Consider the following 20,978-nt stretch of genomic DNA (forward strand, 5'->3'; position numbering starts at 1 on the left):
GAGCCGGTTCACACTTTTCAATGAAAATTGCAGATCAATTTCATGATGAGTTATGTAGACTGGCCGCCATTAATTTTGAGGCACACGTACTACATGGCTGAATTCGAAACCACTTTTGCAGATCTGGGGCTGAAGGCTCCTATCCTTGAAGCCCTTACCGATCTGGGTTACGAAAAACCATCTCCAATCCAGGCAGAGTGCATTCCGCATCTGCTGGGCGGTCGCGACGTGCTGGGCATGGCCCAGACCGGTAGCGGCAAAACCGCAGCGTTCTCTTTACCGCTGCTCAACAATCTTGATCCTGAGCTGAAGGCACCTCAGATTCTGGTGCTGGCGCCAACCCGCGAACTGGCGGTACAGGTTGCCGAAGCCATGACGGATTTCTCTAAACACATGCGCGGCGTAAACGTGGTTGCCCTGTACGGCGGTCAGCGTTATGACGTGCAGTTACGCGCCCTGCGTCAGGGGCCGCAGATCGTTGTCGGTACGCCGGGACGTCTGCTTGATCACTTAAAACGTGGCACTCTCGACCTCTCTAAACTGAGTGGTCTGGTGCTGGATGAAGCCGACGAAATGCTGCGTATGGGCTTCATCGAAGACGTTGAAACTATTATGGCGCAGATCCCGGAAGGTCATCAGACCGCTCTGTTCTCCGCCACCATGCCGGAAGCGATTCGTCGCATTACCCGCCGCTTTATGAAAGAGCCGCAGGAAGTGCGCATTCAGTCCAGCGTGACTACCCGTCCTGACATCAGCCAGAGCTACTGGACTGTCTGGGGTATGCGTAAAAACGAAGCGCTGGTGCGTTTCCTGGAAGCGGAAGACTTTGATGCGGCGATTATCTTCGTACGTACCAAAAACGCGACCCTGGAAGTAGCAGAAGCGCTGGAACGTAGCGGCTACAACAGCGCCGCGTTGAATGGCGATATGAACCAGGCGCTGCGTGAGCAGACTCTGGAGCGCCTGAAAGATGGTCGTCTGGACATCCTGATCGCTACCGACGTTGCGGCACGTGGTCTGGACGTTGAACGTATCAGCCTGGTGGTGAACTACGATATCCCGATGGATTCCGAGTCCTACGTTCACCGTATCGGTCGTACCGGCCGTGCGGGTCGCGCCGGTCGCGCGCTGCTGTTCGTTGAGAACCGCGAGCGTCGTCTGCTGCGCAACATCGAACGCACCATGAAGCTGACCATTCCGGAAGTGGAACTGCCGAACGCAGAACTGCTGGGTAAACGCCGTCTGGAAAAATTCGCCGCGAAAGTTCAGCAGCAACTGGAAAGCAGCGATCTGGATCAGTACCGTGCGCTGCTGGCGAAAATCCAGCCGTCTGCTGAAGGCGAAGAGCTGGATCTCGAAACGCTGGCCGCCGCACTGCTGAAAATGGCGCAGGGCGAGCGTCCGCTGATTCTGCCGCCGGATGCGCCGATGCGTCCTAAGCGTGAATTCCGTGACCGTGACGACCGTGGTCCGCGCGAGCGTAATGACCGTGGCCCGCGTGGCGACCGTGAAGAACGTCCGCGTCGTGAACGTCGTGACGTTGGCGATATGCAGTTATACCGCATTGAAGTGGGCCGTGATGACGGCGTTGAAGTTCGTCATATCGTGGGCGCTATCGCTAACGAAGGCGACATCAGCAGCCGTTACATTGGTAACATTAAGCTGTTCGCGTCTCACTCCACCATCGAGCTGCCGAAAGGTATGCCGGGCGAAGTGCTCCAGCACTTCACGCGTACCCGCATTCTGAACAAGCCGATGAATATGCAGCTGTTGGGTGATGCGGTTCCGCACGCGGGCGGCGAACGTCGCGGCGGTGGTCGTAGCTTCAGTGGCGAACGTCGTGAAGGCGGTCGTAATTTCAGCGGCGAACGTCGTGAAGGTGGTCGTGGCGATGGTCGTCGCTTCAGCGGCGAACGTCGTGAAAGCCGTGGTCCGCGTCGTGATGACTCTACCGGTCGCCGTCGTTTCGGCGGTGATGCGTAACTCTCGCTGACCTGCGCATTCACAGCGTAAAGTAAAATATACAGCCCCGATCGTCACAATCGGGGCTTTTTTTATTTCTTTTGTACTCGTGTACTGGTACAGTGCAGCGTATTGAGAGATAGTCACATTATAAATGACTGGAGAGAGAGCTGAATGGCAACACTTACCACCACCCAAACGTCACCTTCGCTGCTTGGCGGCGTGGTGATTATCGGCGGCACCATCATTGGCGCGGGGATGTTCTCCCTGCCGGTGGTCATGTCCGGGGCGTGGTTCTTCTGGTCGATGGCGGCGCTGGTCTTTACCTGGTTTTGTATGCTGCACTCCGGGCTGATGATCCTCGAAGCCAACCTGAACTATCGCATTGGTTCGAGTTTTGACACCATCACTAAAGACCTGCTGGGCAAAGGCTGGAACATTGTCAACGGCATCTCTATTGCCTTTGTGCTCTACATCCTGACTTACGCCTATATCTCGGCGAGCGGCTCAATTCTGCATCATACCTTTGCTGAGATGTCGCTGAACGTTCCGGCGCGAGCGGCAGGTTTTGCCTTTGCGCTGCTGGTGGCGTTTGTAGTGTGGCTGAGTACGAAGGCGGTCAGTCGGATGACGGCGATTGTGCTGGGCGCGAAAGTGATTACTTTCTTCCTGACCTTCGGCAGCCTGTTGGGGCACGTTCAGCCTGCCACGTTGTTTAACGTGGCTGAAAGCCACGCGTCATATACGCCGTACCTGCTGATGACGCTGCCATTTTGTCTGGCCTCTTTTGGTTATCACGGTAACGTACCGAGCTTGATGAAATATTACGGCAAAGATCCGCGCACCATCGTGAAATGCCTGATTTATGGGACGTTACTGGCGCTGGCGCTCTATTCCGTCTGGCTGCTGGGGACGATGGGCAACATCCCGCGTCCGGAATTTATCGGCATTGCACAGAAAGGCGGCAATATTGATGTGCTGGTACAGGCGTTAAGCGGCGTGCTGAACAGCCGCAGCCTGGATCTGCTGCTGGTGGTGTTCTCTAACTTTGCGGTCGCCAGTTCCTTCCTCGGCGTGACGCTGGGGCTGTTTGACTATCTGGCGGATCTGTTTGGTTTTGATGACTCGGCAATGGGGCGTTTTAAAACCGCACTGCTGACGTTTGTGCCGCCAATTGTCGGTGGCCTGCTGTACCCGAACGGTTTCCTCTACGCCATTGGCTATGCAGGTTTAGCTGCAACTATCTGGGCGGCCATTGTGCCTGCGCTGTTAGCACGTAAATCTCGCGAACGTTTCGGCAGCCCGAAATTCCGCGTCTGGGGCGGCACGCCGATGATTGTACTGATTCTGGTCTTCGGTGTCGGCAACGCGGTTATCCATATTCTGTCGAGCTTTAATTTGCTGCCGGTGTACCAGTAACGTTATTGTGCCGGATGGCGGTTGCACCTTATCCGGCCTACTTGATGCTGTAGGCCCGGTAAGCGAAGCGCCTCCGGGCAAAACAACGCACTACCCCAACAATTCCTGCTTCACATCCATCGCCAAATCAAACGAATGCAGCCGCGCCTGATGATCGAAAATCTGCCCGTTTACCATAATTTCATCCGCCTGGGTTTCTCGCAGGATGGATTCCAGCCCGTGACGGACTTTCGCTTTATCACCGACCAGCGACATACTCAGCGCCTGTTGCACGCCATACTGCTCGGATGGCGACCAGAAGGTCTCCATATTCTCAATCGGCGGCGGCAGTTGGCCGGTTTCCCCACGGCGTAGCTTCACAAAAGCCTGCTGCATAGAGGTAAACAGGAATTCGGCGTCGCGGTTGCTGTCGGCGGCGATAATATTGATACACACCATCGCGTACGGTTTTTCCAGCCGCGCTGAAGGTTTGAACTGGGTACGGTACAGATGCAGCGCCTGGAACAACATATCCGGCGCGAAATGCGAAGCAAAGGCGAACGGCAGGCCAAGCTGGGCCGCCAACTGTGCGCTATACAGGCTGGAGCCCAACAGCCAGACCGGGACCTGCTCGCCGTAGCCGGGCACCGGGCGCACATGCGGATTAGGATCGCGGGCGTCGAACCAGTCCACCAGCTCTGCGACATCGCGTGGAAAGTTATCGATATCGCCGCTCATATGGCGACGCAGCGCGCGCATCGTCGGCTGATCGCTACCCGGCGCGCGACCCAACCCTAAGTCGATACGTCCCGGGTAGAGCGTATTCAGCGTGCCGAACTGCTCGGCAATCACCAGCGGTGAATGGTTAGGCAGCATCACGCCGCCGGAGCCAAGATGTAATGTTGTGGTATTGGCCGCCAGATAACCAATCAATACCGAGGTCGCCGCGCTGGCGATACCGGTCATGTTGTGATGTTCTGCCAGCCAGTAGCGGTGATAACCGCGCTTTTCAGCCAGCCGTGCGAGATCAAGCGAGTGCGTGAAGGCTTCTTTTGCCGAAGATCCTTCAGGGATCGGCGCCAGATCCAGCACCGAGAACGGAATAGTTTTGTCAGTCATAACGGCTCACTTTGTTACCGGTTAATCTTTTAATACTGCATTAAAGATTAGCGAATTTTGTTAACAAAGTGAGCTTTATGAGACTGACGGCAAAAACAATGCCCGATAGCGCTGCGCTTATCGGGCCTACGGGAGCGCTATTTGTAGGCCGGATAAGGTATTGATGCCGCCATCCGGCTAGGCCTGTAGCTCCAGCCCGGCCAGCCGCTTCCAGTAGCCGTTACAGTCGCTATGCGCGGCAAGCGGTAATGGCGCACCGCCGTTTTCGTTAGCGCGAAAGGCATCAAGCATGGCAAATGTCTCCGTACCCAACGGCGACAGCCGCACGATATCGACCAATCCCTGCATCGACGTCAGTTCGTTGCCAAGGTTATAGACATAGCCGCTCATGGTCTGAATACCGTTAAGCACAAACACCTGCTGATTCTCTTGCGAGAGCACGTCACGACCGTTTGGATACTTGATACAGCAGGTTTCGCACTCATCTTTCGGGCGGTCTTCCGAACGGGCGGTAAAGCAGCGAGCGGAGTAGGCCAGCGGCAGATGCCCGTAGCTCAACACTTCCACTTCAAACTGATTGCGGATGCCCAGTTCATCGCACTGATTAAGCAAATTCACCAGCCAGTCGCGGGACAGCTCCACCGGCATACACCAGCGTACCATGCCTTCTTTCAGCAACCGGCGCAGCGTGACCGCGTTGTAGCAATTCAGCGCATGGCCGGCGACAAACGGCAGTTTGCGCTCGGCGCACAGATTCACCACGCCAAGATCGCTGGCTTCCAGCAGAAAATCGCCGTTGTCCACATAGCGTTTCAGCTCGCTTAATTCAGATGACGCCTGTACCAGCGCCAGGGTGGAGAGCGCCACCTGCTTACCGCTGGCGGCGAGGGATTTCGCCATTTCCAGCCAGTCGCCGACTTTAGTCGCGCGACGCTTGCTGCACACAGCTTCGCCCAGATAAATGACATCAGCGCTGCTTTTTGCGGCCTGCTGATAAAAATCTTCCAGCGTCTCTTTCGGCCAGTAATAAAGCACCGGTCCTAAGGAATATTTCATAGCTCCTCTCACTGCCATTTACGGTGATATGCGCCAAGCGTGGTTTGAGTGCCTTCGGACATCGCGCCGAGCGTCTCCATCCAGTCGCGCTGTGGAACGAAGTTTTGCGGGGCGGCTTTGCAGCGATCGATCGCCTGGCGCCACACTTTCGCCACCTGGCTGACATAGGCCGGGCTGCGCTGGCGACCTTCGATCTTCACCGAAGCGATGTTCGCCGCCATGAGCTCCGGCAGCAGTTCCAGCGTGTTCAGGCTGGTTGGCTCCTCCAGCGCGTGATAGCGCTCGCCGTCCACTAAATAGCGGCCTTTACACAGCGTTGGGTAGCCCGCGTTTTCGCCATCCTGGTAACGGTCAATCAGGACATCATTCAGGCGCGATTCCAGCCCCTGCGGCGTTTGCTGCCAACGGACAAAGCGGGCGGGCGAGCAGGCGCCGACGGTATTGGGCGACTCCCCCGTCAGGTAAGAAGAAAGATAGCAGCGACCTTCCGCCATAATGCACAGGCTGCCAAACGCGAATACCTCCAGCGGCACCGGCGTGACGCGGGCCAGTTGTTTTACCTGGTGAATCGACAGTACACGCGGCAGTACTACACGGTGGACATCAAAGTTGCGGTGATAAAAGCGAATCGCCTCTTCGTTGGTTGCCGAGGCCTGAACGGAAACATGGCGCTCAATATGCGGGTAACGCTCTGCGGCATATTCCAGCATAGCGAGGTCGGCGAGAATCAACGCGTCGGCGCCAAGCTGCGCCGCCATATCCACGGCGCGCTGCCAGCGGGCATAGCCGTCCGGATGCGCAAAAGTATTAATGGCGATGTGTAATTTGCGGCGATGCTGGTGAACAAAACTCACCGCTTCCTGCAATTTTTTTTCGGTAAAGTTAAGGCCGGCAAAATGACGGGCATTGGTATCGTCTTTTAACCCGATATAAACGGCGTCAGCGCCGTTTTCGATGGCCGCCTTCAGCGCCGGGAGATTTCCGGCAGGGCAGAGCAGCTCCATAATTTATCCTGAGGGTTACGTCTGAGACGCAAAATTGTTAACGAACAGGGATTTTAGTTAACCTTGCTGCGACAATTTTTGATTTAAGGCAGTTAAAGGCGTATTGGTAACACCAATAATGGGGTAGAAAATCAGACCCAATTGTTGATTTACGCCGCCATGTGATTTATTGGATATGGCAAAATAACAGGACTATTGAAACAGGGAGTAAAGCTCGTGTTAGATAAACTGCGTTCACGCTTAGTCCATGCTGGCCCGTCTCTGATGAGTGTACCGGTTAAACTGACGCCCTTTGCGCTAAAGCGCCAGGTTCTGGAACAGGTTCTGAGCTGGCAGTTTCGTCAGGCGCTGGCCGATGGAGAGCTGGAATTCCTCGAAGGTCGTTGGTTAAGCATTCATGTTCGTGACATCGACTTAAAATGGTATACCACGGTTGAAAATGAAAAGCTGATCGTTAGCCAGCAGGCGGATGCCGACGTCAGTTTTAGCGCCGACGCCAGCGATCTGCTAATGATCGCCGCCCGTAAACAGGATCCGGATACGCTCTTTTTCCAGCGTCGACTGGTCATTGAAGGCGATACTGAGTTAGGGTTGTATGTGAAGAATCTGATGGACGCCATCGAACTGGAGCAGATGCCGAAAGCGTTACGCGTTATGCTGCTGCAACTGGCGGATTTTGTTGAGGCGGGTATGAAAAACTCGCCGGAAACCAAACAGACCTCGGTAGGTGAACCATGCTAATTCGAGTAGAAATTCCTATTGATGCGCCTGGTATTGATGCGCTGTTACGCCGTTCATTCGAAAGCGATGCGGAAGCGAAGCTGGTTCACGATTTGCGTGAAGATGGTTTTCTGACGCTCGGACTGGTGGCCACGGATGATGAAGGCCAGGTGGTGGGCTATGTCGCCTTTAGCCCGGTTGATGTGCAGGGCGAAGATTTACAGTGGGTCGGCATGGCGCCGCTGGCGGTCGATGAAAAGTATCGCGGGCAAGGGCTGGCGCGCCAGTTAGTGTATGAAGGGCTGGATTCGCTCAACGAGTTCGGCTACGCGGCGGTCGTGACGTTGGGCGACCCGGCGTTATATAGCCGCTTCGGTTTTGAACTGGCCGCGCATTACGATCTTCACTGCCGTTGGCCCGGTACGGAAAGCGCTTTCCAGGTACACCGTTTGGCTGAGGATGCGCTGGAAGGCGTGACGGGGCTGGTGGAGTATCACGACCACTTCAATCGTTTTTAAGCACCGGCGTTTGCAGGCTGGACAGCAGCGCCTCAAACGCTTCGCGTTCCGTCACAAGGCGCTCCTTCTGGCGCTTTGTGAGCTGTTTGATGCGATACTCTATGCGCAGGGCCAGCGAGCGATCGCCGACCTGCGCCGCAAACGCCAGCGTTAACTCGCCTTTTCCCCGTAATGCTTTTGCGCCTTTTCCCGTTTGATGCTGCCTGTAACGACGCGCCACATCGGTGGTTATTCCGGTGTAAAGCGCATTGTCTGCAGTACGAATCAGATACAGATACCAGGGTGTCATTGTCGCCATCAGCATGATAATTTTCAGGTTCCCAGTATAAGCGAGAATAAAGATGGACACACTTACCGCTATTGGCCGTTGGCTGGCGAAACAACACGTGGTGACCTGGTGCGTACACCATGAGGGAGAGCTGTGGTGCGCCAATGCGTTTTATTTGTTCGATGCGCAAAACGTCGCGCTGTATCTGTTAACGGATGATAAAACCCGCCATGCGCAAATGTCCGGCGCGTGCGCGCCAGTTGCGGGAACGGTCAATGGTCAGCCGAAAACGGTGGCGCGCATTCGCGGCGTGCAGTTTAAAGGGGAAATTCGCCGTCTGGAGGGGCAGGAGAGCGACGCCGCGCGTAAAGCTTACCTTCGTCGCTTCCCGGTCGCCAGGGTGCTGCCAGCGCCGGTATGGGAAATTCGGCTGGATGAAATTAAATTCACCGACAACACGCTGGGGTTTGGTAAAAAACTGCACTGGTTACGTGACTCACGCGCCCAGCAGGCGTAGCGCCTCGCGGTTAAATGCCGGCAGGTCGTCAGGCGTGCGGCTGGTCACCAGCTGATCTTTATCGACGACGACTTCCTGATCGTAAAATTCCGCGCCCGCATTCTTCACATCGATAATAATCGGTTTCACCGCCGTGAGTTTGCGGCCACGAATGACATCGGCGCTGATCAACAACTGTGGGCCGTGGCAAATGGCAAAAACCGGTTTACCGCTGTTAACGAAATCGCGGGTAAAATCCACGAAACGGCTGTCGCCGCGCAGGTAGTCCGGCGAATGGCCTCCCGGCAATAGCAAGGCGTCGAACTCGTCGGGACGAACGTCATCAATAGCCTTATCAATGGTGACGCTGGCCTCGCCTTTTTTTCCTTTCACCGTTTTACCCGCCTCTTTTTCGATGGTGATGACCTCATGGCCGGCCTGACGGAATTCTGCTGCCGGCGAAGTAAATTCTGAATCTTCAAATTCATCGGTAATCAAAACGGCAATTTTCTTACTCATGCGTTTCCTCCGCAGTGGTGGCGTCGGGTAAGGCAAATTTTCCACAATGATGGATACTTACCTCGTAGACTATTAAGCCTGGTCGATAGGGCCGAGAGTGCAAGGTGGACAAATCTGTAAAGGAGCGAGGATGAGTCAGGTACTGATTACCGGCGCGACCGGACTGGTCGGCGGACATCTGCTGAGAATGTTAATCAACACGCCGCAGGTGAGCGCTATCGCCGCGCCGACGCGTCGTCCGCTGACGGATATTGTCGGCGTTTATAACCCTCACGATCCGCAGCTTACCGACGCGTTAGCTCAGGTGACCGACCCGGTGGATATTGTTTTTTGCTGCCTGGGCACGACCCGGCGTGAAGCGGGAAGTAAAGCGGCGTTTATTCATGCGGATTATACGCTGGTGGTTGATACCGCGCTGACCGGGCGTCGACTGGGCGCGCAGCACATGTTGGTGGTCAGCGCAATGGGAGCAAACGCGCACTCTCCGTTTTTCTACAATCGGGTGAAAGGAGAAATGGAAGAGGCGTTAATCGCGCAAAATTGGCCTCGTTTGACGATTGCCCGGCCTTCTATGCTGCTCGGCGACAGAACAACGCGGCGGGTGAATGAAACGCTTTTCGCTCCGCTATTCCGGCTGCTGCCCGGAAACTGGAAATCGATTGATGCGCGGGATGTGGCGCGGGCCATGCTGGCGGAAGCGCTGGCGCCAGCACAAGAAGGCGTGACGATTCTGACCTCATCGCAACTGCGGGAAAAAGCGGGGTAGCGAAGCCGGATGATTTACCGGATGGCGACGCGGTTTACACATTTTTATCGCCACCCGGCACACCGGTTACTTAATATACGTAAAGGCGGTGGTCACGCGTTTCACGCCGCTCACCCGGCTGGCGATGTCCGCTGCCGCTTTACCTTCACGTTCAGTCACCAGGCCCAGCAGGAACACTTCGCCATTTTCGGTGGTGACTTTCACATTTGACGATTTTACCTGATCGCTGGTCAGTAGCTGTGAGCGAACTTTCGTGGTGATCCAGGTATCGTTAGAGGCGGTCCCCAGGCCGATAGGCTGACCCTGGCGAATCTCGTTATAGACCTCGGTGGTGCCTTCAACGCCCATCGCTATCTGTTTAGCGCGTGCGGAGAGTTCGCTGTTTGGCGACTGCCCCACTAACAAAACTTTGCCCTGATAAGCCGTGACATTGATGCGCGTCTCTTTTTTGATTTGCTCATCTTTCGACAGCGCGCTGCTGACACGCAGTTCCAGCGTTCCGTCATCCACCTGGGTGCCCACGCTACGCGGGTCGGTTGCGGCTTTGGTGCCGACGGCTGCCGTACCCACTACCGCGGCGGCGACGCAACCTTGCAATAGCAACGCAGAAATAAGGACTGCGAGCGGCGAAAATGCCTTCATGTGTACTCCTTAATCATCCTGGTGAGGAAAAAGCGTGTTATCGATCAAATCGCACAGGCAGTTTACCGTCAGCATATGCATTTCCTGAATGCGCGCGCTGTGGTGTGAAGGGATACGAATTTCGACATCCTGCGGCCCTAATAGTCCGGCCAGCTCACCCCCGTCATACCCGGTTAGCGCCACAATGGTCATGTCACGTGTGACGGCTGCTTCAACGGCTTTTACGATATCGCGACTATTACCACGCGTAGAGATCGCCAATAAAACATCGCCTGCATGTCCCAGCGCCCGGACTTGTTTTGCATAAACTTCATCGTGCAGGCGATCGTTAGCGATCGCAGTTAAGACCACATTATCGGTATTTAGTGCAATGGCGGGTAAACTGGGTCGCTCCGTTTCAAAGCGGTTAATCATGCTGGCAGCAAAATGCTGTGCGTTGGCCGCGGACGTCCCGTTTCCACAACAGAGGATTTTGTTGCCGTTAAGCAGGGAATGAACCAGCGTCATGGCGGCGCGGGAAATGGCATCCGGAAGCGCTTCCGCCGCAGCAATTTGAGTTTGAATGCTTTCTGTAAAGCAAACTTTGATTCTTTCGAGCACGCTAATCCTTAAAATCTTCAATTATGAGTGGTCGTTAAACGCATCCCGAAACCACTCAATCTCATTTCCGGTGAAGGCTAACACATCGAACCGACAATCCACAGTATCAAAACTCCCATTCTGGCGGGCGAGCCACAAGCGGGCAGTATGTAATAATTTGTGTTGCTTGCTGCGGGTCACACTAGCCGCCGCGCCGCCATAAAGCCCGGAGCGCCGATAGCGGACCTCAACAAAAACCGTCGTTTTTCCGTCGCGCATGATCAGATCGATTTCGCCGCCGCGCTCGCGCACGTTGGCGGCGATAAACCGCAGTCCTTTGCTTTCCAGCCAGCGACGCGCGGCAGCTTCCCACGCGTCGCCAGCCTGTTTACGCGTTAGCTGGCGGGAACAATCTCCCCTTGCTGGTATTTGAGCCATGATAACTTCCTGTTAATCACACAATCCGGGCTGGCGGTTAATGCGCCGGTATTACCATTGATCTCAAACCCCTGCACCTGACGCATCTGCGAAAAGTGGTTCGCCAGCGTCCAGGCATCCACGCCCATGGCGTACATCCGCGCCAGAGAATAGTCGTTATGTACAGCGCTCAGCGCCTGCTGCATCAACGGCATATTGCCGCCTGCCAGCATAGGAATTTCACTGTATTGTAAACCCTCCATTTCCAGACGGAAGTCGGGGCCGGAGGTGCCTTGCGCGCTGCGGGAGCTGGCATACAGCGTCGCGCCGCTCTGGGTGCCGTTACGCATGGCGATCATCGGTTTGATAAAGCCAATCTCTTCCGGCGTAGCCAGAATATAGACTGCGTCTACGCGTCCGCCGCCGGTGATTTGCGCGTCGGTCGGCGGCGCAGGGATGGTCAGACCGCCAATGGTGACGCCCGGTTGCGCAGGCACGCTGGCGGCGACCGGACTGCCCGTCAACGCGATACCCGCGCCGCCGTTCACGCCCATTTTCAGCTCGGCTACGGAGCCGAATTTTTGCTGTAACACGATGCCGCCGCCCAGTTTTTGCCACTCCTGGGTGAAGGCGTTCGCCACGCGATCGCCAAGCGTGCTGCGTGGGATCAACAGCAGCGGCGACTGCTTGCCCTGGTCATAAATATGATGCGCCGCGTCACGGGCTTCATCTTCTGGAGAGAGCGCGAAATAGCAGATATTAGGGAAGCTACGTACCGTTTCCGGCTGGTTGAGCGCCAGCACGTTGAGCGGCGTGTTGCTTTTCATCAGCGCTTCCACATTGTTTTTCAACAGCGGCCCGACCACGATACTGGCGCCGTCTTGCTGAACCTGAGCAAGCACCTGATCCAACGGCTGGGAAGAGGTATCGTAGATTTTTAATTCAGCGGAGGGATCCGCCGGCGCGCTTGCTGTAGCAGGGGGAGTTTGTGGCGCGCTGACTGGCGTAGCGGACTGGGATGGAGCGTCATCAGTCAGATCGCTCACCGAGGCCTGCGACGGACTGGCGACGCCGTTGGTCATTTGTGGCTGCGTCTCCTCCACGCCAGGTTCGACCGGCGCGTCAGGCGCGGCGGCAGGCTGCATCTCTACCGCCTGGGTGCCGAGGTTTTTCGCGGCTTCGAAACCTTGCTGGATGGTACGGCCAAACACGGCAGCCTGACCGTTCAGCGGCAGCAGCAGAGCGATTTTGCTGGTGGAAGCTGGTTTAAAACGTTGTACATTGACGAGCTGCGTCGGCAGCATTTTCGCCCCCGGATTTTGCGGGTAGCGTTTTTGCCAGTCGGCGATCCCGGCTTTCAGCATGTCCGGATCGTTGCGGTTGTCAAACCAGACGCGTTGCAGATCCAGCCAGCCCTGAAGCACATTTTCATCGGCGTTGATAACCAGCGTCCTGGCCTGATCCGGCGTCATGGCGGAGAGCGCCTGCCAGGTGGCGTCGATATTTTTTTGTTTATCTTTCGCCGCCAGTAGCGGTTCCTGGGCGATTAACGCCCGCAACAGGGTAAGCGACGGGCGTCCCTGGCTGGCAACGATCTGCGCCTGCCAGTAACGCGCTTGCTGATGTGGCGCAAAGTCGGCGGGTTTTAGTTTATCCAGCAAGGCCTGCGCGCCTGCGACATCTTTTTGCGCCAGTTTGATTTCTACCGCTAATAAAGACTGTTCGCGACGCTGGGTATCGTTCAGATTTTGCGGGAGTTGATTGAACAACTCGACGGCCTGCTGGCTTTTTCCTTCTTTCAGCAGTGCATGAATGGCGAGTAATTGCCAGTTGGTCTTGCTATCATCTGCGCTTTGCTGCATCTGATGCAGGTAAAAGGCGGAATCAGCTTGCGCTGAACCCTGCATATAGGCTGCGCTTTGATCTGGCGCCTGGGTGCCGCACCCGGCGAAAAGTAGCGCAGCCAGGACGACAGGCAGCGCGCGTGCGGCGTTCAAACGAGAAAATGTTGAGGGTACCATACTGTATCCAGTGATATTTTTTTACGCAATGCTCAATATTAAATCGGCAATACGGACGACACAATGAAACAAAACGAATCGGCGGATAATTCTCAGGGCCAACTCTTTATTGTACCTACTCCTATCGGTAATCTGGCGGATATTACCCAGCGTGCGTTGGAGGTGTTACAGGCTGTAGATCTGATTGCCGCCGAGGATACTCGTCACACCGGTTTATTGCTGCAACATTTTGGGATTAATGCCCGATTGTTCGCGCTGCACGACCATAACGAGCAACAAAAAGCGGAAACGCTGGTCGCGAAGCTAAAAGAAGGGCAGAGCATTGCGCTGGTTTCCGACGCCGGTACGCCACTAATTAATGACCCCGGCTATCACCTGGTGCGTACCTGCCGTGAAGCGGGGATTCGCGTGGTGCCGCTACCAGGGCCATGTGCGGCGATTGCCGCCCTGAGCGCCGCTGGCCTGCCATCTGACCGTTTCTGCTATGAAGGCTTTTTACCGGCGAAATCCAAAGGCCGCCGTGATGCGCTAAAAGCCATTGAAACGGAACCGCGAACGCTGATTTTTTATGAGTCAACCCACCGCCTGTTAGATAGCCTGGAAGATATCGTCGCGGTATTGGGAGAATCCCGCTACGTGGTGCTGGCGCGTGAGCTGACCAAAACCTGGGAAACCATTCACGGCGCGCCGGTCGGCGAGCTGCTGGCGTGGGTCAAAGAAGATGAAAACCGCCGTAAAGGCGAGATGGTGTTGATTGTCGAAGGGCATAAAGCGCAAGAAGACGACCTGCCCGCCGACGCGCTGCGCACGCTGGCGCTGCTACAGGCAGAACTGCCGCTGAAAAAAGCGGCGGCGCTAGCAGCAGAAATTCACGGCGTGAAGAAAAATGCGCTGTATAAGTATGCGCTGGAGCAGCAGGAAGAATAAAAGCGAGCGCCCGGGAACCGCCTTTTATCGCCATCGCGTTAATACTCAATCAGGTGATTGATGTGGGTAAAGTGATGGGGGCATTGGGCGGTGATAGCGGGCCGGACCTTTCCTTCGGGCTTACTCTCGCGATCAGCAACGCATAACCGACTCCTTTTTAGACGATCATTAATTCCACGCCTGTTTTCGCTAATGCCGCTTTATCCTGTTTGCTGATACTGTCATCGGTTATCACACAGTCGATCTTGTCCATCGGCAATACCTGGTTAAAGCCGCGACGGTTAAATTTGGTCGCGTCCAGTACCGCGATAACTTTGTGTGCCGCCGCCGCCATGACGCCGCTAATGGAATAACCTTCGTTAAACGTGGTAATACCGTTTGTCGCATCAATGCCATCCGCCCCGACAAACATGACATCGGCGCTGATGCCGTGTAGCGAGCGTTCCGCAATCGTGCCGTGCATTGAGTGGGTTTTATGCCGTACCGTACCGCCGCAGACCACCAGCGTGAGATCTTTATTTTCTGATAGCGTAAAAGCGGCAGGCAAGCTGTTAGTGATCACCGTAATATTGCTTTTTCGCGCGAGCGCTTCCGCAATCAGTAATGTTGTGCTCCCGCTATCCAGAATGATGGTCATTCCTTCTTCAACCATTGCCGCAGCCGCCTGGGCAATCCGCTTTTTCGGATCGCTGGCGAGTTGATACCGATCTTCCAGAATGACTTCCTGATTGTCGCCTTCCGCCAGATGACTTCCCGGTTTTGCCGCGCCGCCATGAAAACGGGTGACAAGGCCTTTCTCTTCCAGCAGACGCAGGTCAGCACGGATAGTCACTTCAGAAATACCAAAGGTATTTGAAAGGTCCATCACCAGCACGCTGCCTTGCGTATTAATCAGGTCGACAATTTTATTTCTTCGCTCAAATGAGTTCATATTGATTTGCCTGATAATTAACTGTAACTAGTTTAAACGAAGGATTGCGAAAGGTGAACGCTAAATTTCGAAAGGAAATGTGAGCCAGCGCAGGTTGCTGGCTCGTACCATCAGGAAAGTTGAAGTAGGATTTTGCCCTGCATGGGCGCGCCATTAAGCGCTTTGACTGCTTCTGCAAAGCTTTCCGCATCGCCGCGATGGGCAATGAGAGGGGTCAGTTGAAGACGTTTTTCAGCCAACAGGCGCGCTGCGGTTTCCCATTCTTCTCCTGGCCATGGCGCGGAGTAGTTCATCCAACTGCCGAGGAGCGTGAGCTCTTTACGCAAAATTAGCCCGAATGTACGCGTTGTCAGGGTGAGATCGTGATGTAACGTCCCCACCAGCGCCAGTTGCGCGCGCGGCCCGGCGATATCGATAGCCAGCGAGACGGTCTGGGGAGTTCCTGCCGTTTCGAGAACCAGTTGATCAAACTGAATGTCGGACAACGCTGTCTGGATGTCGTCGGCGGTCATTTCCCGGCTATTACAGGTATGCGTTGCGCCGAGCGCTTTCGCCAGTTCCAGTTTCTGCGGATTGATATCAATCGCCGTTACGCTTCGCGCGCCCAGTTCCCGCGCGCACTGTAAGGCCAGCAGGCCAATTGTCCCGGCACCAACGATAATTACGTTTTTCCCCTCGCAGCCCTGCGCCAGATGAAAGGCGTGTAAGCCCACGGTAATCGGTTCGATAAACGCGCCATCTTCAATCGGCATATCAGACGGCAAGCGGAAAAGATTGGCCCGTTTGACCACCACATATTCCGCATTACCGCCTTCGCTGCGCGATCCTACAAACTGATACTGTTTGCATAAAGAAAAGTAACCGCGTTCGCATTGCGGACAGTGAAAGCAGGGAAGAAGCGGGACACAAGCGACGGCATCGCCAGGCTGCATATCCGTTACGCCTGTGCCGTAGGATTCAACGTAGCCGCTGAATTCATGGCCTAACGTAATAGGATAATAATGGGCGCCCTGCGCGAAAATACGCGGGATATCCGACCCGCAAAGCCCTGAGCTAACGACTTTGACCAACACATCGTCCTCGGCTTGCAGTTGTGGTAAGGGACGTTCTTCAACGCGCACGTCTCCCTCAGCGTGAATAACCACTGATTTCATAACATTCTCCAGGAAGGTGAGGGGAGCGATTGCTCCCCTAAAATTAAGAGGCGATTTGACTTTGCTGTAGCGCCGTGGCTTTCTCAGCCGCGACAAATTGTCGGGCGCGACGCCAGGTCAGCAGTACGCCGGCCAGATAGATAATGGCAATGACGGCGAAGCCGACGATATTCTGCCAGGTAAAAAGTTGAATCAGCAGCCAGGTGATGGGAGAACCGCCCTGATCCAGCGAGGCGACTTGTCCGCCAGCTTTTAGCGCTCCGGCATTGGCAGCCAGTTGGGTATGCAGGCCAATCGTCTGCGTGGCTATCCACAGGGTGATACCCATAATAATGACACCTGAAATCAGCGTGCGGAACAGGTTGCCCTGGTGTACCGCGACCGCCATCGCAATAAAGAAACCGATGGTGGCGAGGTCGCCGAACGGCAGCACCTGGTTCCCCGGTACTAAGACGGCAATCAGGATGGTCAGCGGAATGAATATCAGGCTCGCGGAGACAACAGAGGTATGACCGAGCAGTAGCGCTGGATCAAGGCCTATCAGGAACTCCTGCCCGCCAAATTTGGCCTGTAGACGTTTACGCGCATGTTTCGCGATAGGCGTTAGGCCATCCATAATAGGTTTAATGACGCGTGGCATAAGCAGCATCACCGCTGCGGTTTTGACCGCCAGTTGCAGAACGGCTTTGGCGTCGTAGCCTGCCAGTACACCAATCACCAGCCCCATCACGAAGCCGACAGTCACCGGCTCGCCAAACGGTCCGAAGCGTTTCTGGACATCGTCTGCGCTAAAGTGAATACGATTGAGACCCGGAATTTTTTCGATAATGGTATCAACGAGCACCGCCACGGGGCCCAGGTACGCGGATGAGCCGTGTGGGATTGCAATCCCCTCCAGGCCAAAATAGTCTCGGGTATCTTTGGCAAACCAGTCCCCCAGTTTGTAGACAAAGGCGGCATGAACCACAACGCCCAGAATCCCCAGCCAGTATGAACCGGTCGCCAGATGCAGCATGGCGCCCGTGAAGGTCATGTGCCAGATATTCCAGATATCGACATTCACCACGCGGGTCATGCGGGTCACCAGCATCAGGACGTTAACCCCGATGGCGACAGGGATCGCGACCAGCGCGATTTGTGACGCCCAGGTCATGGGCGATGAACCCGGCCAGCCGACGTCAATAACGTGGAGATTGATTTGGAAATGTTCCGCCATGGCTTTCGCCGCGGGGCCGATAGAATCCAGCATCAGGCCGATGACCAGACCAATACCCACGAAGCCGATACCAATATGCAAACCCGATTTAAAACAATCCCCAAGCTTCATTCCCAGCAGTTTAGAGAACACGATGATCACCAGAGGCAGCATCACCGTTGGGCCTAAGTCGAGGATATAACGCATTATTTCGCTAAACATACGTTACCCCATGAGAATGGACAGAATTTTTTGCTGTAATGCTTCAATACCCACGCCGGAAACAAAAGGCATACCGTGAACGACGGGAATATCGCCAAAGGCGCGATCGACCCTGGCAGTGGTACAGATAAGATCGGCGCCGTCCATATAGGTTTCGATTTCGGTGACCCGGCATTGCACTAAGTCGAGCTCAATATGGTTGGCATCACATAGCTCTTTAATTTCTTCCGCAGCCATCGTTGAGGTTGCAACCGCACCGCCACAGGCCACAATTACTTTACGTTTCATAGGGTATTCCTCATTATTATCAATTTATTATCAAACCTGGACGCACTGCTCAGGCTCAAGGATGGTTTCCTGAAAGCGTATCGCCAGTTCGGCATCCGGCGCGCTTAACAGGGCATCGAGGGTGCTTGGGTTCTGTAGCTCACTAAACAGGCGGCGCAGAAGTTTTAGCTGTGCCGCCGGGTTTTCAACGATTAAGGCGATGATTAACGAAACGGCAATCTCTTCGTCATCATCCGCCTGTTGAAACATGACCGGCTTATCTGGACGAATCAGATAGATAGCGGGTGATTTCGCATGAACCGCCTCGCAATGAGGGATAGCGACGGCGTGACGCTCCAGCGCAATGCCGGTAGGAAAAGACGCTTCACGTTCCACCAGCGCCTGCGGATAACTATCATGTACCACGCCTTTCGCCAGCATCTCTTTGCCAATGTGCGCCAGCGCCTGTTGGCTCGAGTCGAATGTGATTCCGGTTCGGACAAATAGTTGGCTCATAAATTCTCCATTATTCAGGCGACATCCGGCGTGCAACCGAAGCGATAAGCGCGCAGAACATCCTGAATTTTGTCAATAATCAGGTTATGCGGCGTGGGGGTGAGCACGCCCTCAGACAGACGTTCAAACTGTACGGGCATAAACTGGCTAATTAATCCCAGCGGCAATGTGACGTTATTCAGATTGGCGATTAACTTCTCTACGCTTTGACGAATACGCGGGTGCGGCCAGTAATAGCGAATACGGTCAGACAAACTAAAGTGGATGTCGACCATCGCCTGGCTCCAGGTTGGACGGTAGTATTTTTTCCAGTAGCCCGGTTCGTTTAGCATAACTTCATCAATGACCTCCAGTACCCGACTACGTTGTTCCGGGGAGATCAGCTCGTTTTCCATTTGCGCAAGTGCGAAAATGGCTTCGCGCAGCGCGAAAGTGAGCGCCGGGCCGACCTTCAGAATGGCGTAATGATCGCGTACCAGCGCACGGTAGGCCTGTCGCGTCTGATAATCAGTCGAATGCGCTTCATAGACCATCGGCGTTTCTTTTATCCAGTCGGAAAGCGCTTTAGCGGCCTGCGGTTGATAGTGGATAATCTGTGTATGGTCGAATTCTACGCCCGGCTGTACGACAATCGCGATAACCCGGTTTAATGCCTCATCCAGCCCCAGGGCGCGAAAAGCAGCCTGATGCGTTTGCAGCGTGCGGGCCGCATCCTGTTCGCGGGTAACATGCACGGCGTTAATGGCGCTGGCTTCCCCGCCCGGAACCGGAACTTCAGTGCCGATAACATAAGTTAAATGGCGTTTTTGTTCGTTGGTCGCCGTCGTTTCCGCTGCCTGGCAAAGCAGGGCGGCGCGTTTAGCGACAACCATTGGGTCCAGCGGCGTCGGGTCGTCAGCGCAGGACATAGAGGCATCAAGATGGATTTTGCTAAACCCGGCAGCGACGTAAGCCTTAATGAGTTCGACGGATTTTTCCATCGCCGTATCCGCAGGTTCGTTTTGCCAGCAGTTAGGTCCCAGGTGATCGCCGCCTAAAATAAGCCGTTCGCGTGGAAAACCCACTTCCTGGGCGATGCCATAGACAAAATCACGAAAGTCAGCCGGTTTCATGCCGGTATAACCGCCAAACTGATTAACCTGGTTAGAGGTCGCTTCGATCAGAACTTTGTTCCCGCTATTCAGATCAAAACGTAATGCGGATTCAATCACCAGCGGGTGTGCTGAACATACGGAACAGATCCCTATCTGTTCCCCTGCTTTGTGACGAGAAATTATTTCTTTCACTTCTGGCTCCGATATCTTTTGTTTATCTTCATAATATTTTTGGTTTGAAGGCAAAGGATAATAATGGCTTTCGTGATCCAGCTATGAAAACGCCCTTTGCCGTGCTAAATCCGGGGGCTTTAGAGCTTCCCTTCACAACCGCAGTCGGCAATCACTTTACGTACAACCTCTTTCATGGCCGCTTTCGCCGGGATCATGTAATGGCGGGGATCGCTGGCCTCTGCGTGTTGCGTTAAATAGTTTTTAAGCGCGCCGGAAAAGGCGATTTTAAGCTCGGTCGCGACGTTAACTTTGCAGATGCCCAGCGAAATAGCGCGGGTAATATCGCGGGTCGGCAGGCCAGAGGCGCCGTGAAGGACTAAGGGGACATCAACCCGCTGACGAATTTCCGTCAGTCGTTCAAAATCAAGTTTTGGTTCAGCGGTGTAGAGGCCGTGAGCGGTGCCGATAGCAATGGCTAACGAGTCGATACCCGTTTTTTCTACAAATTCCTGGGCCTGTTCCGGATGGGTATAAAGCGCATCTTTACCGTCAACGATAAGATCGTCTTCCTGCCCGCCGAGACGCCCAAGTTCAGCTTCAACGCTGACATCGTAGCGATGACAGTAATCAACCACGCTTTTCACCAGCGCAATATTGTCGGCAAAGGGGAAATGCGACCCGTCGATCATGACCGAGCGTACCCCGGCGGCGACTTTCATTTTGATGTCGGCCAGTTTTTCATGATGATCGAGATGTACCGCGAGAGGATGATTCCAGCTTTTCGCCAGTTCTGCGGCGATAGCCACGATATTACCGACGCCTGCGTAGCTAAAGGTGCCTGGCGTACCGGCGACAATCAGCGGAGAGCGCAATTCTGCGGCGGTTTCCACCACCACTTGCAATGTCTCCAGGTTGTGGATGTTAAACGCCGGCACAGCATAACCTTCCTGCTGCGCCTTCTTTAGCATTGTTCTGCCTGAAATGATAAACATCCTTCCTCCGAAATCTTTCGT

The 20,978-nt window shown here is 54.9% G+C and carries 24 protein-coding genes; 8 read left to right on the forward strand and 16 right to left on the reverse strand.

The features are described 5' to 3' along the window. Positions 1-20 precede the first annotated feature (20 nt). The 3 genes from yrbN (at position 21) to mtr (ending at position 3,381) form a co-directional block, all read left to right on the forward strand. Positions 21-101 carry a protein YrbN gene (gene yrbN / locus K8W53_RS02925; RefSeq protein WP_010723222.1) on the forward strand — a complete coding sequence of 27 codons (81 nt, stop codon included), beginning with the start codon at positions 21-23 and terminating at the stop codon, positions 99-101. Beyond that, positions 94-1,983 (forward strand): ATP-dependent RNA helicase DeaD, encoded by a 1,890-nt coding sequence (gene deaD / locus K8W53_RS02930; protein WP_000807252.1) that lies wholly within the window; start codon positions 94-96, stop codon positions 1,981-1,983. Before yrbN ends, deaD begins: the two co-directional genes overlap by 8 nt. 153 nt (positions 1,984-2,136) lie before the next feature. After that, positions 2,137-3,381 (forward strand): tryptophan permease, encoded by a 1,245-nt coding sequence (gene mtr, locus K8W53_RS02935; protein WP_024147999.1) that lies wholly within the window; start codon positions 2,137-2,139, stop codon positions 3,379-3,381. Positions 3,382-3,471: 90 nt separating this feature from the next. Here mtr and K8W53_RS02940 read toward each other — a convergent pair whose 3' ends face one another. From K8W53_RS02940 to ubiU, 3 genes are all read right to left on the reverse strand, one after another. Beyond that, positions 3,472-4,479, reverse strand: a complete 1,008-nt coding sequence (locus K8W53_RS02940) for a luciferase-like monooxygenase (RefSeq protein ID WP_000130441.1) — start codon at positions 4,477-4,479, stop codon at positions 3,472-3,474. A 177-nt stretch (positions 4,480-4,656) separates the two neighbouring features. Then, positions 4,657-5,535, reverse strand: a complete 879-nt coding sequence (locus K8W53_RS02945) for a U32 family peptidase (protein WP_000877715.1) — start codon at positions 5,533-5,535, stop codon at positions 4,657-4,659. Between the two features lie 8 nt (positions 5,536-5,543). After that, on the reverse strand, positions 5,544-6,539 hold the full coding sequence (ubiU, locus tag K8W53_RS02950; protein WP_000421309.1) for a ubiquinone anaerobic biosynthesis protein UbiU: 996 nt from the start codon (positions 6,537-6,539) through the stop codon (positions 5,544-5,546). 216 nt (positions 6,540-6,755) lie between these two features. Between ubiU and ubiT the strand changes: the two genes are divergently transcribed. Both ubiT and K8W53_RS02960 read left to right on the forward strand, forming a co-directional pair. Beyond that, on the forward strand, positions 6,756-7,280 hold the full coding sequence (gene ubiT, locus K8W53_RS02955; RefSeq protein ID WP_000884721.1) for a ubiquinone anaerobic biosynthesis accessory factor UbiT: 525 nt from the start codon (positions 6,756-6,758) through the stop codon (positions 7,278-7,280). Continuing rightward, positions 7,274-7,777: a GNAT family N-acetyltransferase gene (locus K8W53_RS02960; protein WP_000908562.1), complete on the forward strand. Its 504-nt coding sequence runs from the start codon at positions 7,274-7,276 to the stop codon at positions 7,775-7,777. The genes ubiT and K8W53_RS02960 overlap by 7 nt, the downstream gene beginning before the upstream one ends. Here K8W53_RS02960 and K8W53_RS02965 read toward each other — a convergent pair. After that, positions 7,764-8,081: a GIY-YIG nuclease family protein gene (locus K8W53_RS02965; RefSeq protein ID WP_000928379.1), complete on the reverse strand. Its 318-nt coding sequence runs from the start codon at positions 8,079-8,081 to the stop codon at positions 7,764-7,766. The two genes, K8W53_RS02960 and K8W53_RS02965, sit on opposite strands and share 14 nt — an antisense overlap. 37 nt (positions 8,082-8,118) lie before the next feature. Here K8W53_RS02965 and K8W53_RS02970 point away from each other — a divergent pair, with 37 nt between their 5' ends. Then, complete coding sequence (locus tag K8W53_RS02970; RefSeq protein WP_000380404.1) at positions 8,119-8,562, forward strand: YhbP family protein; 444 nt, start codon at positions 8,119-8,121, stop codon at positions 8,560-8,562. On the opposite strand, the gene yhbO is transcribed toward K8W53_RS02970, so the two are convergent. Beyond that, entirely contained in the window at positions 8,542-9,060 is a 519-nt protein-coding gene (yhbO, locus tag K8W53_RS02975; protein ID WP_000037599.1) for a protein/nucleic acid deglycase, read from the reverse strand. The two genes, K8W53_RS02970 and yhbO, sit on opposite strands and share 21 nt — an antisense overlap. Before the next feature lie 130 nt (positions 9,061-9,190). Between yhbO and K8W53_RS02980 the strand changes: the two genes are divergently transcribed. Then, positions 9,191-9,826 (forward strand): NAD(P)H-binding protein, encoded by a 636-nt coding sequence (locus tag K8W53_RS02980; RefSeq protein WP_001517952.1) that lies wholly within the window; start codon positions 9,191-9,193, stop codon positions 9,824-9,826. A gap of 66 nt (positions 9,827-9,892) precedes the next feature. On the opposite strand, the gene dolP is transcribed toward K8W53_RS02980, so the two are convergent. Genes dolP through K8W53_RS03000 form a run of 4 tightly spaced genes read right to left on the reverse strand, consistent with a single transcriptional unit; the run spans position 9,893 to position 13,485 of the window. Beyond that, positions 9,893-10,468, reverse strand: a complete 576-nt coding sequence (gene dolP, locus K8W53_RS02985) for a division/outer membrane stress-associated lipid-binding lipoprotein (RefSeq protein ID WP_000643280.1) — start codon at positions 10,466-10,468, stop codon at positions 9,893-9,895. Positions 10,469-10,477: 9 nt separating this feature from the next. Beyond that, positions 10,478-11,068: a DnaA initiator-associating protein DiaA gene (gene diaA, locus K8W53_RS02990; RefSeq protein WP_000893481.1), complete on the reverse strand. Its 591-nt coding sequence runs from the start codon at positions 11,066-11,068 to the stop codon at positions 10,478-10,480. Between the two features lie 21 nt (positions 11,069-11,089). Continuing rightward, positions 11,090-11,485, reverse strand: a complete 396-nt coding sequence (locus K8W53_RS02995; RefSeq protein ID WP_000057285.1) for a YraN family protein — start codon at positions 11,483-11,485, stop codon at positions 11,090-11,092. Further along, positions 11,443-13,485, reverse strand: a complete 2,043-nt coding sequence (locus tag K8W53_RS03000) for a penicillin-binding protein activator (protein ID WP_052939307.1) — start codon at positions 13,483-13,485, stop codon at positions 11,443-11,445. The genes K8W53_RS02995 and K8W53_RS03000 overlap by 43 nt, the downstream gene beginning before the upstream one ends. Positions 13,486-13,548: 63 nt before the next feature. Here K8W53_RS03000 and rsmI point away from each other — a divergent pair, with 63 nt between their 5' ends. Further along, entirely contained in the window at positions 13,549-14,412 is an 864-nt protein-coding gene (gene rsmI, locus K8W53_RS03005; RefSeq protein WP_023224902.1) for a 16S rRNA (cytidine(1402)-2'-O)-methyltransferase, read from the forward strand. A 157-nt stretch (positions 14,413-14,569) separates the two neighbouring features. On the opposite strand, the gene K8W53_RS03010 is transcribed toward rsmI, so the two are convergent. The 7 genes from K8W53_RS03010 to K8W53_RS03040 form a co-directional block, all read right to left on the reverse strand. After that, positions 14,570-15,343: a DeoR/GlpR family DNA-binding transcription regulator gene (locus K8W53_RS03010; protein ID WP_001083898.1), complete on the reverse strand. Its 774-nt coding sequence runs from the start codon at positions 15,341-15,343 to the stop codon at positions 14,570-14,572. 110 nt (positions 15,344-15,453) lie between these two features. Then, the gene (gene gatD, locus K8W53_RS03015; RefSeq protein WP_000844174.1) at positions 15,454-16,497 is read right to left on the reverse strand and encodes a galactitol-1-phosphate 5-dehydrogenase; all 1,044 of its coding nucleotides are present in this window, start codon (positions 16,495-16,497) and stop codon (positions 15,454-15,456) included. 43 nt (positions 16,498-16,540) lie between these two features. After that, the gene (locus K8W53_RS03020) at positions 16,541-17,914 is read right to left on the reverse strand and encodes a galactitol-specific PTS transporter subunit IIC (protein ID WP_000490601.1); all 1,374 of its coding nucleotides are present in this window, start codon (positions 17,912-17,914) and stop codon (positions 16,541-16,543) included. 3 nt (positions 17,915-17,917) lie between these two features. Next, entirely contained in the window at positions 17,918-18,202 is a 285-nt protein-coding gene (gene gatB / locus K8W53_RS03025; protein WP_000824293.1) for a PTS galactitol transporter subunit IIB, read from the reverse strand. 30 nt (positions 18,203-18,232) lie between these two features. Then, a complete protein-coding gene (gene gatA / locus K8W53_RS03030) occupies positions 18,233-18,697 on the reverse strand; it encodes a PTS galactitol transporter subunit IIA (RefSeq protein WP_000080445.1) in 465 nt (154 codons plus the stop codon). A gap of 14 nt (positions 18,698-18,711) precedes the next feature. Continuing rightward, positions 18,712-19,983 carry a tagatose-bisphosphate aldolase subunit GatZ gene (gene gatZ, locus K8W53_RS03035; RefSeq protein WP_023181568.1) on the reverse strand — a complete coding sequence of 424 codons (1,272 nt, stop codon included), beginning with the start codon at positions 19,981-19,983 and terminating at the stop codon, positions 18,712-18,714. Positions 19,984-20,102: 119 nt separating this feature from the next. Further along, positions 20,103-20,957, reverse strand: a complete 855-nt coding sequence (locus K8W53_RS03040; RefSeq protein WP_023224901.1) for a tagatose bisphosphate family class II aldolase — start codon at positions 20,955-20,957, stop codon at positions 20,103-20,105. Between the last annotated feature and the right edge of the window lie 21 nt (positions 20,958-20,978).

It is taken from the genome of Salmonella sp. A29-2 (assembly GCF_020150755.1).
In the GTDB taxonomy this organism is placed as follows: domain Bacteria; phylum Pseudomonadota; class Gammaproteobacteria; order Enterobacterales; family Enterobacteriaceae; genus Salmonella; species Salmonella enterica.

What these genes read in the sequence shown, in the direction of transcription:
- yrbN (WP_010723222.1), top strand. Translation starts at nt 21, where the DNA reads ATGAAAATTGCAGATCAATTTCATGATGAGTTATGTAGACTGGCCGCC.
- deaD (WP_000807252.1), top strand. Translation starts at nt 94, where the DNA reads ATGGCTGAATTCGAAACCACTTTTGCAGATCTGGGGCTGAAGGCTCCT.
- mtr (WP_024147999.1), top strand. Translation starts at nt 2,137, where the DNA reads ATGGCAACACTTACCACCACCCAAACGTCACCTTCGCTGCTTGGCGGC.
- K8W53_RS02940 (WP_000130441.1), bottom strand. Translation starts at nt 4,479, where the DNA reads ATGACTGACAAAACTATTCCGTTCTCGGTGCTGGATCTGGCGCCGATC.
- K8W53_RS02945 (WP_000877715.1), bottom strand. Translation starts at nt 5,535, where the DNA reads ATGAAATATTCCTTAGGACCGGTGCTTTATTACTGGCCGAAAGAGACG.
- ubiU (WP_000421309.1), bottom strand. Translation starts at nt 6,539, where the DNA reads ATGGAGCTGCTCTGCCCTGCCGGAAATCTCCCGGCGCTGAAGGCGGCC.
- K8W53_RS02960 (WP_000908562.1), top strand. Translation starts at nt 7,274, where the DNA reads ATGCTAATTCGAGTAGAAATTCCTATTGATGCGCCTGGTATTGATGCG.
- K8W53_RS02965 (WP_000928379.1), bottom strand. Translation starts at nt 8,081, where the DNA reads ATGCTGATGGCGACAATGACACCCTGGTATCTGTATCTGATTCGTACT.
- K8W53_RS02970 (WP_000380404.1), top strand. Translation starts at nt 8,119, where the DNA reads ATGGACACACTTACCGCTATTGGCCGTTGGCTGGCGAAACAACACGTG.
- yhbO (WP_000037599.1), bottom strand. Translation starts at nt 9,060, where the DNA reads ATGAGTAAGAAAATTGCCGTTTTGATTACCGATGAATTTGAAGATTCA.
- K8W53_RS02980 (WP_001517952.1), top strand. Translation starts at nt 9,191, where the DNA reads ATGAGTCAGGTACTGATTACCGGCGCGACCGGACTGGTCGGCGGACAT.
- dolP (WP_000643280.1), bottom strand. Translation starts at nt 10,468, where the DNA reads ATGAAGGCATTTTCGCCGCTCGCAGTCCTTATTTCTGCGTTGCTATTG.
- K8W53_RS02995 (WP_000057285.1), bottom strand. Translation starts at nt 11,485, where the DNA reads ATGGCTCAAATACCAGCAAGGGGAGATTGTTCCCGCCAGCTAACGCGT.
- K8W53_RS03000 (WP_052939307.1), bottom strand. Translation starts at nt 13,485, where the DNA reads ATGGTACCCTCAACATTTTCTCGTTTGAACGCCGCACGCGCGCTGCCT.
- rsmI (WP_023224902.1), top strand. Translation starts at nt 13,549, where the DNA reads ATGAAACAAAACGAATCGGCGGATAATTCTCAGGGCCAACTCTTTATT.
- K8W53_RS03010 (WP_001083898.1), bottom strand. Translation starts at nt 15,343, where the DNA reads ATGAACTCATTTGAGCGAAGAAATAAAATTGTCGACCTGATTAATACG.
- gatD (WP_000844174.1), bottom strand. Translation starts at nt 16,497, where the DNA reads ATGAAATCAGTGGTTATTCACGCTGAGGGAGACGTGCGCGTTGAAGAA.
- K8W53_RS03020 (WP_000490601.1), bottom strand. Translation starts at nt 17,914, where the DNA reads ATGTTTAGCGAAATAATGCGTTATATCCTCGACTTAGGCCCAACGGTG.
- gatB (WP_000824293.1), bottom strand. Translation starts at nt 18,202, where the DNA reads ATGAAACGTAAAGTAATTGTGGCCTGTGGCGGTGCGGTTGCAACCTCA.
- gatA (WP_000080445.1), bottom strand. Translation starts at nt 18,697, where the DNA reads ATGAGCCAACTATTTGTCCGAACCGGAATCACATTCGACTCGAGCCAA.
- K8W53_RS03040 (WP_023224901.1), bottom strand. Translation starts at nt 20,957, where the DNA reads ATGTTTATCATTTCAGGCAGAACAATGCTAAAGAAGGCGCAGCAGGAA.